We start from the raw sequence: 7797 nt of genomic DNA, 5'->3' as shown, positions 1-7797 counted from the left end.
CTTTGCAAGGCAGGGGTTAGGGGTTCGAGTCCCCTGGGCTCCACCAGCACTTTCCCCGGTTGATCTCGGGTCCGAGTACAGCCATTCGTACAGCCAAGCGGTCACGCCGTCCCCTCCTCGCCGAGGACTCGGTCGATGGCCGAGGCAGCCTGACGAGCCCGCGCCGGCAGGACGTGCCCGTAGGTGTCGGCCGTCATCCGGATCGTGGAGTGCCCGAGCAGCTCCATCACCGTGCGCAGCTCCTCGCCCTGGTCGAGCAGGAACGTGGCGAATGCGTGGCGCAGGTCGTGCAGGTGCAGCCAGTCCAGACCGGCCACGGCCCGGAGCTGCTCGAAGCGCCGATTGACGTTCCGCGGCTCCATCGGGGTGCCGATCGTGCTGGCGAAGACCAATCCGAAGTCCGACCACAGCTCCCCCGCCGCAAGCCGTTCCTTGGCTTGCCGGACCCGCTGAGCCTCCAATGCCCGGACCGCCAGCGCGGACAGCGGCAGAGGTCGGCTTGACCGGTGCGTCTTCGGCGGTACGAACTCCAAGCCGCGGTCGGTGCGCTGGACCGTCTGGCGAACGAACAGCGCCTTACCGGGCAGGTCGACATCCGACCAGCGCAGGCCCAGCAGTTCCGCCCGGCGAAGCCCGGTGGCGAGCGCCAGCGCGAACAGGGACTCCAACCGGTCCCCGGTGAGCACCGACAGCAGTTGCTTGGCCTCCTGGGGAGTCAGTGCCCGCCGTTCGATCCGGCCAAGGGCGGGTGGCTTGGCCGCCTTGGCAACGTTGCGCGCGACGAGGTCCATCCGCTCAGCGTCGGCCAGGGCCACGCGCAGAACCGCATGCACCTTGATGATGCTGGCCGGCGCGAGCTTGCCGCGAAGCCCGGTGAGGAACCGCTGTACCTCCCGAGGCGTCAGTCGGTCGAGCTTCACCCGACCCAGACCCGGCACCAGGTGCTTGGTCACCGCCAGGCGGTAGCGGACGAGCGTCGACGGCCGGGTGCCGTCGTGAGCCTTCACGTCCCGCAGCCACTCGGTGAGCCAGGCTTCCACGGTCCGAGGCTGCGCGGTGAGGTCGACCCCGAGTTGGAGTTGGCGCCGCAGCTCGTCGCGCTTCCGGACCGCTTCCGCCTCGGTCTTGGCGTAGACGTACTTCCGCTTTCGCTTCCCGTCGATCCAGCCGAGATCGATCACCGCAGCCCACACGCCCGGCCGCTGCTCGTACACCGAGCCTTCCCCATGAGCCCGACGACGACGGCCCGTCATGCCGCAAACTCCTCATCAGCCGACAGGAACTCATCAATCGCCGCCAGCGGGATCAGGCGAGCCCGGCCAGCCTTGATCGACCGCAGACGCCCGGAGCGCATCAGGACGTAGACGGTGTCCCGGCAGACGCCCAGCAGGACAGCAGCTTCGGCGGGCCGGACGCTCTTGGGAGCCACGGCGCGGGGCTGGATCATCACGCACGTCCTTCCGGAGAGTCGAGATCGGATCGGGTCGGAACCGGGGGAACCTGCGTCGCCTTGTCCCTCGCCGCGAGCAGCGCCGCCTTCCACTGAGCGCGTTGCGACAGCGCCTTGAGGAGTCGGTGTTGCAGGGGCGGTAGGTCGGGGTCGTCGGGGCGGGCGAGTTCCCAGGCGTACGCGGGCGGGTCGTCCTGGCCGACGGCATCCGCGTCGTTGGCGCCGACGGTGACGCCGAGGAGGTTGCGCACCCAGGCCCGGGCGTCGGCCCGGTGGTCGGCGAGGGTCTTTCCGGACCAGTCGCGGGAGACGAGGATGCGTCGGCCGCCGATGCCGAGGGTGGCGCGTTGGTGGACTTTGCCTTTGCAGCGTCCGGCTTGCAGGCGTCCGTGGGCCTTCTTCGGCTGGATGCCGTAGAGCAGCCAGTTGGCGCACCGCTCGTTGCACGGCGTGACCCGGAGTTGGTGCCAGAGCCGGTCGAGGTGGTCCCGTTGCCGGTCGGTGTCGGGCTTGTGGCAGTCGGCTGCGCTCTTGGTGATGTATTTGGTGATGTAGCCGATCGTGCGGTTAGCGTGCACGGTGCCCGGGGTGACGCCTTCGGCGTGGACCTGCGGCCCGAACCGGACGACGTGCGCGGGTTGCGCGTCGGGGTCGGTGTCGATGAGGTCCAGGGCGTCAGCCCACGTGGTCAGCGGCTCGCGGGTGTCGGGGTCGATCCACTCGGCGCGGTCGGGGTCCCAGACCGGTGGCCGGTCGAGGGTGTAGACCGGTTCGTCAGCGGGTGGCCACCAGACTTGGTGGTAGGTGGCGGCGGCGACCTGCCGCAGCACGGTGCGCGGGATGGTGCCGCGGATGGCGAAGTGAGCGTGTGGGGCGAGGCGTCGTTGGGGCTCGACGCAGCCAGCGTATTGGACGTTCCAGCCGGCGCACCGTCGCAGGTTCTGCCAGAACCGGTCCAGGAGCCGAGCGAAGTGCACCGCATCCCACGCGGCCCGCCGGTAGTCGTAGCTGCCGGGGTCGACCGGCGTGCCGTCGGGTAGGACCCGGCCGTAGGTGTCGAGCGTGAGCGACAACCACATGGACGGCCGGTGTTCGGTTCCGTCGGGTGCGGTGTAGACCTTTCCGACGGTGCGGGGTTCGACCTTCTTGCGGGGTAGGTCGGGTGCGTCTTGGCGGCGGCGGGTGGAGCGCTTGCGCCGGCCGTGGTTGTCGTCGTCGTCCTGGTCGTGGGCGGGGGCGACGGCGCCGCGGAGTCCTTCGGCGGCTATGGCTTCCTCTACCTCGCCGATCGCGTCGTCGATGTCGGGGACCTGGTCGAACTGGGCGGCGCGTTGGGCTTCGTCGCGGGCGAACTCCAGGTGCGCGCGCAGCAGGATCAGCTCGCGTTGCGCGTCGGTGGCCGGGTTCGGGCCGGGTGCCGGTTCGTCGGTGCGGTGCCAGCCCTCGCGGATCTGGGTCTGGCGCAGCCGGCGGGCGCGTTTCGCACAGGGCTCGCACTTGTCTTCGCGGGTGGAGCCGCAGGGCAGATCCACGACTTCGGTGAGGCCGGTGTGCAGGTCGGTGCGGCGCAGGGTGACCGGGTGCAGGCAGACGCCGTACTCGGCGGCCATCTCCGTGAGCACCTTGCGCGACATCGGCAGTGCGAGGCGGGCGGCGCGAGTGCCGGGCGCCGGCGCGAGGTCGGCGGGAACGGCCACCGGGTCGGCGGGCGGGGCGGGATCGGGGGTGAGGCCGGGCAGGGTCGGGGCGGTCATCGGGTCACCTCCGGGAGCTCGAACAGGACAGCGGGTGCAGGGCCGATCGGGGTGGAGCGGGGTGGGCCGGCGTGGCTGGCCCATCGGCGGGCGGCGGGTTCGTGGCGGGCGCAGGCGGTCTCGGCGCGGTAGCGGCCGGTGCCGGGCTGGCTGGCTTCGATGAGGGCGGTGGCCCACCTACGGCAGCGCGCGCAGTAGGTGGGCCAGCCCATGGCGGTCAGTGCCGGCATCCCGAGCAGTGCAGCCCGGCGCAGGTCGCCTTGCGGCGCAGCAGCAGCACGGCCAGGACGATGAGGACCAGGACCACGCCGACGGCGGCGGGCGCGTTGCGCTGCACCGTGTGCGCGACCTGAACGGCGAGGTAGCCGATTCCGGCCAGGGCGCCGGCAGCCGCGGTGGTGATGGCGGTGGCGGCGATGACCCGGCCGCGGCGCAGCCGACGCACCACGGGCGGGGCGGTGCGGGCGGTGTCGAGGAACCGGACGGTGACCGTGACCCGTCCGTCGGGGTGCTGGCGGGGGCGGTCGGCGAACATCAGCCGGCCCGACTCGCGCAGGACCGCAAGGGCGGCGGCGACCTCAGCCGGGGTGCCGATCACGCGGCGAGTCAGTGCGCCGCTCGGACTTTCGGTGCGGTGGGCCAGGGAGCGGGTCATCGGGTCACCTCCGAGACGATGTGGCCGTTACGCGGGGCCTGCACCACCGACGACACGAGCGCCGACCGAACCGGCGCCGGTGGCGTGAAGACGGGCGCCGGAGCGGTGGGAACGTTGACGGGTTCGGCGTCGACCGGCTCCGGTGCCGGTGCCGGGGTCGGGGTCGGCCGGGCGGGTGCAGGGGTGGGGGTGCCGGTGAAGACGAGCTTGGTCAGGGCCATGAACGCCAGCGCAGGCAGCGCGGACAGCAGCCACCCGGACGGGCTCGCATCCGCCACGGCGAGCTGCGCGGCGAGAGAGAACGCGGCGAAGGCCAGCATCAGGAACACCGGGTAGCCGATCGGGTGGCGGTGGCGTCGGCGGCGGCGGATGTCGAGCAGGCACGCCACCGGCACCAGGTCCGAGAGCACGGCGTTGGCCCAGCCGAACGCGTCGGGGGTGCCGTCGGGGACGTGGCGCATGGTCCAGTCGTGGACGTGGGAGAAGGACGCCCACCCGGCGGTCCCGGCGACCACGAGGAGGATGAGGACCAGGGCGACGGCTTCGAGTCGGCTCGTGCTCAGGCGAGTGGCGCTCACTTCGGGGCCTCCCATCGGGTGAAGTCGGTGTGCCGGCAGACCGGGCAGGGGACCTTCCACATGCGGTGAGCCGGCGCGGTCAGTTCGTAGGTCAGGCCGTCGGTCATCTCGGGGTTCCAGATCTGCACCTCGCCGCGCTGCTGGCACAGCGAGCAGTCATCCGGGTCGGTGACGAGCTGCACGGGGCCGCCCCAGCCGACGACGAACACTGCGACCGGCAGCGCGAACGGACCGCTCCCGGAACGGCCGGTCATGCCGCCCATCCCCAGGCTTCGGCGTCTTCGGCGGCGATCTCGGCGTGCTGGCGCAGCGCGGCGGCGATGACGTCGGTGCCGTCGGGGTCGGGGGCGCAGTAGGGGCAGGTCTGGTCGGGGTCGGTGTGGAGCAGGTCGAGGCAGGTGCGGCGGATCGGCCGGCGGTTGAGGCGACGGGTACGCATCAGAAGCTCCCAGGAAGGTCAGCGGGTGGTGGGGTTGACGTGCACGCGGATCCACTCCGGCGGTTCGCCCGTGGAGGCGACGGCTTCGGACAGGCAGCGCCACAGCGCCCACGCCTCAGCCGGGGTCAGGTACATGCGGCGCCGGCCGGCACCGACGGCGATGTAAAGGTCGGCGTCGGGGGTGACCCGGACCGTGACCGGGACCGAGGCCTTGTCGACGTGCGGGGCGCGCAGCCGGTAGAAGCGGCGCGGCTCCGGGGTCTGCTCCTGCTCGTCGGGTTCATCGGCGTAGGGCATCCGCACCGCAGCGCCCTCGGGGATCTCGTGGTGGGTCATCGGGGGTCACTCCCGTTCGTGGTGCCGTTGAGGTCCAGGGCGTTGAGCAGCGACGGCGGCAGCAGCGGCGCGCCCTGCTTCGGCGGGGTGGGCCGGTAGGTGTGCCGGCCGTTGCCGGTGCTTGCGCGGGGCTTGGGCGCCGCCGGCTGGACGACGGGTTCCGGCTGCGTCTCCGGCGGAGCCGGGAACGTGGCGGCCATGTCCCGAATCACGTCATCGGAGATGTAGGAGAACCGGACCCGAGCCGGCTCGGGCTGGCCATCCAGCAGGACGTAGGCCACGCCCTTGCCGGACAGCGGGATCTGATCGGCCAGTGCGCCGCGGTCGCGGGCGCCGTCCCCGAGGAGCAGGTCGACGTGGCCGCGTTCGGTCAGGCCGAGGGCGATGCGGGTCGGGAACAGGTCCCGCACCGAGACGACTTCCTTGCGCGGGTCCTGCGTGGCGGCCACGACCAGGACGCCGAGGCCGGCACCCTGTGACAGCAGCAGCCCCAGCGCCTGCGTGATCCGCTGGCGCACCTCGGAGTCGGGCAGGTACGCCAGCAGCGCGGCGATCTCGTCGATGACGACGACGATCAGCGGCTCATCGACGGTCGGGGTGTGCACGCGGGCCTTGCCGCGCAGGATCTGCTGACGGGCGCGCATCCGGGCCACGGCGTCTTCGAGTAGATCCGCCATGCGTGACCAGTCGTCGTCGACGTAGCGGGAGAACAGCGGCCGACCGATCGCCAGCTCCATGCCGCCCTTCGGGTCGATCGCCCACACCCGCACCAGCCCCGACCGGATCCCCGCAGCCAGGGCGCGCAGCAGGGACCAGATGACCGAGCCCTTGCCCATCCGGGTAGCGCCGCCGATGAGCACGTGCGTCGCGAGGAGCCGGAAGCAGTACGCGGCCAGGTCCTCCCGCAAACCGAGCGGCAGGGCGGTGAAGTCCGGGCGGGCCGGCACCGGCAGCGGCGCCACGATGCGGGTCAGCGGGTCACGGCGGATGAACACCAGCCACACGTGCCGGGGCCGGTCGCGGAACCGCACCCGATCGATCAGCCGCAGCACGAACGCGAGACGGCCGGTGCGGTGCGGGATCGGGTGGCGGCGGGTGGAGAAGACCCGGCAATGCCGCGTGCCGAACGAGTACGCCAGATCCCGGGCCGCCTTGTGGTACACCTCCGGGTTCTGGCCCTTCGGCATCCGCAGCACCAGCTCGTCCGTGGCGTAGGAGCAGCGCACCGACAACAGCCGCGGCACCACCTCACCGCCGTCGTACTTCTTCACCAACCCGCACAGCGACATCACCTCGTGCCACTGCCGCCGGTACACCCACAGCCGCCGCCACACCGACACGGCCCGCAGCACGATCAGCCGATGGAACGAATCCCGGCCACGCCACCACCACACGCCACCGGCAGCGGCGAGGACGACGGCGACCAAGAGGTGAGGCCACCAGCCATGCGCGCGGTAGGTGTCGACGGCGAGCAGGACCAGGGCCACGCCCGGCCAGGCCCGCCAGTGCCGCAGCGCGAACAGACCGAGGCGGACCACGGCGGCGAGAAGGCGGAACAGGAGGAACAGAGCGGTGACGGTCCAGACCAGCGGCCACGGAGCCGAGATCTGGAACCGGCGGAAGTTGACCAGCGGCGCCCGCACCATCACGCCACCGCCTGACGGCCGTTGGTGTTGCGCTGCTCGATCCACGCCTCCGCGCAGACCTTGTGCACCGGCTTGCCCGACGGGCTCCGACAGATCGCGGGCTTACCGCAGATGACACACGGGACCGGCTCGCCGGCACCCGCACCGCGCGTCCAGTCCAGGACAACAGGCATGATGAACCTGCCCTTCCAGGCCGAGATGGGTTTTGGAGAGGGCAGCGGGGCGGTCGAGCTTTCCTAGGGCCGAGACCGCCCCGCGCCATATGTGGTCAGTTGCTGGCGGACCCGAGAGCCCGCCGAGCCTGGTACTTCTCCTCCGGCGTCGACTCCCGCAACGCCGCATGGGTCGCTGCTCGCGCTTCCTCGAACTCCGCGCTGAGCACGTCGCGATCGGCGGCCTTCGACTGCACGCGGGCGAGACGCATCAGCTTCGCGACCTGCTTCCGCCGCACCGGGGAGACGTTGTCCGCAGCCATCAGGCGGCCTTGCCGCGCGTCTCGGCCAGGGTCTTCGGCGCCACCAGCGCCGTGGCCCGGTAGGAGAACGCGAGCCGGCCGTTGCTGCCCACGTACGGGGTGACCGTCAGGCCCTCGAACTCCACCGGCTGGAACGGACCCACCGGCGGGACCGGCTGGTGATCGGCCAGGATCTTGATCGCCACCTCACGCGACCGCGACCCCAACTCCGGGTCCATGTCCATCACCCGGCACTGCCACACCCGCTGCCCGGTCACCTTGTCCTTGGCCGGCGTCCGCTGCCGGGTCACCTCGTTGAAGTCCTGAGCTTCCGCGATCGAGTCCGGCACGAACGCCGCGCCGTGCGGAAAGACCGCCTCGAACGGAACCGAGAACCGCGTACCACCCCTGAGGGCCATGGCCTGCTCCTTCGCTGCTGCGACTTGACCGGCGATCCGGTCTCTGTGATGCAGGTAACCTAACCC

The 7797-nt window shown here is 71.5% G+C and carries 13 protein-coding genes; all 13 read right to left on the bottom strand.

Going from position 1 to position 7797, the window contains the following annotated elements; all coding sequences use genetic code 11:
* Positions 1–101 precede the first annotated feature (101 nt).
* The 13 genes from ACGFIA_RS28570 to ACGFIA_RS28510 all read right to left on the bottom strand — a co-directional run bounded on the left by ACGFIA_RS28570 (position 102) and on the right by ACGFIA_RS28510 (position 7731).
* Positions 102–1214: a tyrosine-type recombinase/integrase gene (locus ACGFIA_RS28570; protein WP_393263029.1), complete on the bottom strand. Its 1113-nt coding sequence runs from the start codon at positions 1212–1214 to the stop codon at positions 102–104.
* A gap of 35 nt (positions 1215–1249) precedes the next feature.
* Complete coding sequence (locus ACGFIA_RS28565; protein ID WP_216931321.1) at positions 1250–1447, bottom strand: helix-turn-helix domain-containing protein; 198 nt, start codon at positions 1445–1447, stop codon at positions 1250–1252.
* Positions 1447–3204: a replication initiator gene (locus tag ACGFIA_RS28560; RefSeq protein ID WP_393263027.1), complete on the bottom strand. Its 1758-nt coding sequence runs from the start codon at positions 3202–3204 to the stop codon at positions 1447–1449. The genes ACGFIA_RS28565 and ACGFIA_RS28560 overlap by 1 nt, the downstream gene beginning before the upstream one ends.
* Positions 3201–3434: a hypothetical protein gene (locus tag ACGFIA_RS28555; protein ID WP_393263024.1), complete on the bottom strand. Its 234-nt coding sequence runs from the start codon at positions 3432–3434 to the stop codon at positions 3201–3203. Before ACGFIA_RS28555 ends, ACGFIA_RS28560 begins: the two co-directional genes overlap by 4 nt.
* Positions 3422–3859, bottom strand: a complete 438-nt coding sequence (locus ACGFIA_RS28550) for a hypothetical protein (protein ID WP_393263021.1) — start codon at positions 3857–3859, stop codon at positions 3422–3424. The genes ACGFIA_RS28555 and ACGFIA_RS28550 overlap by 13 nt, the downstream gene beginning before the upstream one ends.
* On the bottom strand, positions 3856–4437 hold the full coding sequence (locus ACGFIA_RS28545) for a hypothetical protein (protein ID WP_393263019.1): 582 nt from the start codon (positions 4435–4437) through the stop codon (positions 3856–3858). Before ACGFIA_RS28545 ends, ACGFIA_RS28550 begins: the two co-directional genes overlap by 4 nt.
* Positions 4434–4691, bottom strand: a complete 258-nt coding sequence (locus ACGFIA_RS28540; RefSeq protein WP_393263016.1) for a hypothetical protein — start codon at positions 4689–4691, stop codon at positions 4434–4436. Before ACGFIA_RS28540 ends, ACGFIA_RS28545 begins: the two co-directional genes overlap by 4 nt.
* On the bottom strand, positions 4688–4876 hold the full coding sequence (locus ACGFIA_RS28535; RefSeq protein ID WP_393263013.1) for a hypothetical protein: 189 nt from the start codon (positions 4874–4876) through the stop codon (positions 4688–4690). The genes ACGFIA_RS28540 and ACGFIA_RS28535 overlap by 4 nt, the downstream gene beginning before the upstream one ends.
* Positions 4877–4894: 18 nt before the next feature.
* Positions 4895–5212 (bottom strand): spread protein, encoded by a 318-nt coding sequence (locus tag ACGFIA_RS28530; RefSeq protein ID WP_393263010.1) that lies wholly within the window; start codon positions 5210–5212, stop codon positions 4895–4897.
* Positions 5209–6858 carry an FtsK/SpoIIIE domain-containing protein gene (locus tag ACGFIA_RS28525; protein WP_393263007.1) on the bottom strand — a complete coding sequence of 550 codons (1650 nt, stop codon included), beginning with the start codon at positions 6856–6858 and terminating at the stop codon, positions 5209–5211. The genes ACGFIA_RS28530 and ACGFIA_RS28525 overlap by 4 nt, the downstream gene beginning before the upstream one ends.
* Positions 6858–7031 (bottom strand): hypothetical protein, encoded by a 174-nt coding sequence (locus ACGFIA_RS28520; protein ID WP_393263004.1) that lies wholly within the window; start codon positions 7029–7031, stop codon positions 6858–6860. Before ACGFIA_RS28520 ends, ACGFIA_RS28525 begins: the two co-directional genes overlap by 1 nt.
* A gap of 95 nt (positions 7032–7126) precedes the next feature.
* Positions 7127–7333 (bottom strand): hypothetical protein, encoded by a 207-nt coding sequence (locus ACGFIA_RS28515; RefSeq protein WP_393263002.1) that lies wholly within the window; start codon positions 7331–7333, stop codon positions 7127–7129.
* Entirely contained in the window at positions 7333–7731 is a 399-nt protein-coding gene (locus tag ACGFIA_RS28510; protein ID WP_393262999.1) for a transcriptional regulator, read from the bottom strand. The genes ACGFIA_RS28515 and ACGFIA_RS28510 overlap by 1 nt, the downstream gene beginning before the upstream one ends.
* Positions 7732–7797: the final 66 nt, after the last annotated feature.

Source organism: Micromonospora sp. NPDC049203, assembly GCF_043197215.1.
Taxonomy (GTDB): domain Bacteria; phylum Actinomycetota; class Actinomycetes; order Mycobacteriales; family Micromonosporaceae; genus Micromonospora.
The sequence above is the reverse complement of the archived record's forward strand: the minus strand, read 5'-3'. Positions and strand labels throughout refer to the sequence as shown.

Excerpts from the sequence above, each read along its gene's own strand:
- ACGFIA_RS28555 (WP_393263024.1), bottom strand. The coding sequence starts at position 3,434 with ATGCCGGCACTGACCGCCATGGGCTGGCCCACCTACTGCGCGCGCTGC.
- ACGFIA_RS28565 (WP_216931321.1), bottom strand. The coding sequence starts at position 1,447 with ATGATCCAGCCCCGCGCCGTGGCTCCCAAGAGCGTCCGGCCCGCCGAA.
- ACGFIA_RS28520 (WP_393263004.1), bottom strand. The coding sequence starts at position 7,031 with ATGCCTGTTGTCCTGGACTGGACGCGCGGTGCGGGTGCCGGCGAGCCG.
- ACGFIA_RS28530 (WP_393263010.1), bottom strand. The coding sequence starts at position 5,212 with ATGACCCACCACGAGATCCCCGAGGGCGCTGCGGTGCGGATGCCCTAC.
- ACGFIA_RS28540 (WP_393263016.1), bottom strand. The coding sequence starts at position 4,691 with ATGACCGGCCGTTCCGGGAGCGGTCCGTTCGCGCTGCCGGTCGCAGTG.
- ACGFIA_RS28510 (WP_393262999.1), bottom strand. The coding sequence starts at position 7,731 with ATGGCCCTCAGGGGTGGTACGCGGTTCTCGGTTCCGTTCGAGGCGGTC.
- ACGFIA_RS28525 (WP_393263007.1), bottom strand. The coding sequence starts at position 6,858 with ATGGTGCGGGCGCCGCTGGTCAACTTCCGCCGGTTCCAGATCTCGGCT.
- ACGFIA_RS28535 (WP_393263013.1), bottom strand. The coding sequence starts at position 4,876 with ATGCGTACCCGTCGCCTCAACCGCCGGCCGATCCGCCGCACCTGCCTC.
- ACGFIA_RS28550 (WP_393263021.1), bottom strand. The coding sequence starts at position 3,859 with ATGACCCGCTCCCTGGCCCACCGCACCGAAAGTCCGAGCGGCGCACTG.
- ACGFIA_RS28560 (WP_393263027.1), bottom strand. The coding sequence starts at position 3,204 with ATGACCGCCCCGACCCTGCCCGGCCTCACCCCCGATCCCGCCCCGCCC.
- ACGFIA_RS28515 (WP_393263002.1), bottom strand. The coding sequence starts at position 7,333 with ATGGCTGCGGACAACGTCTCCCCGGTGCGGCGGAAGCAGGTCGCGAAG.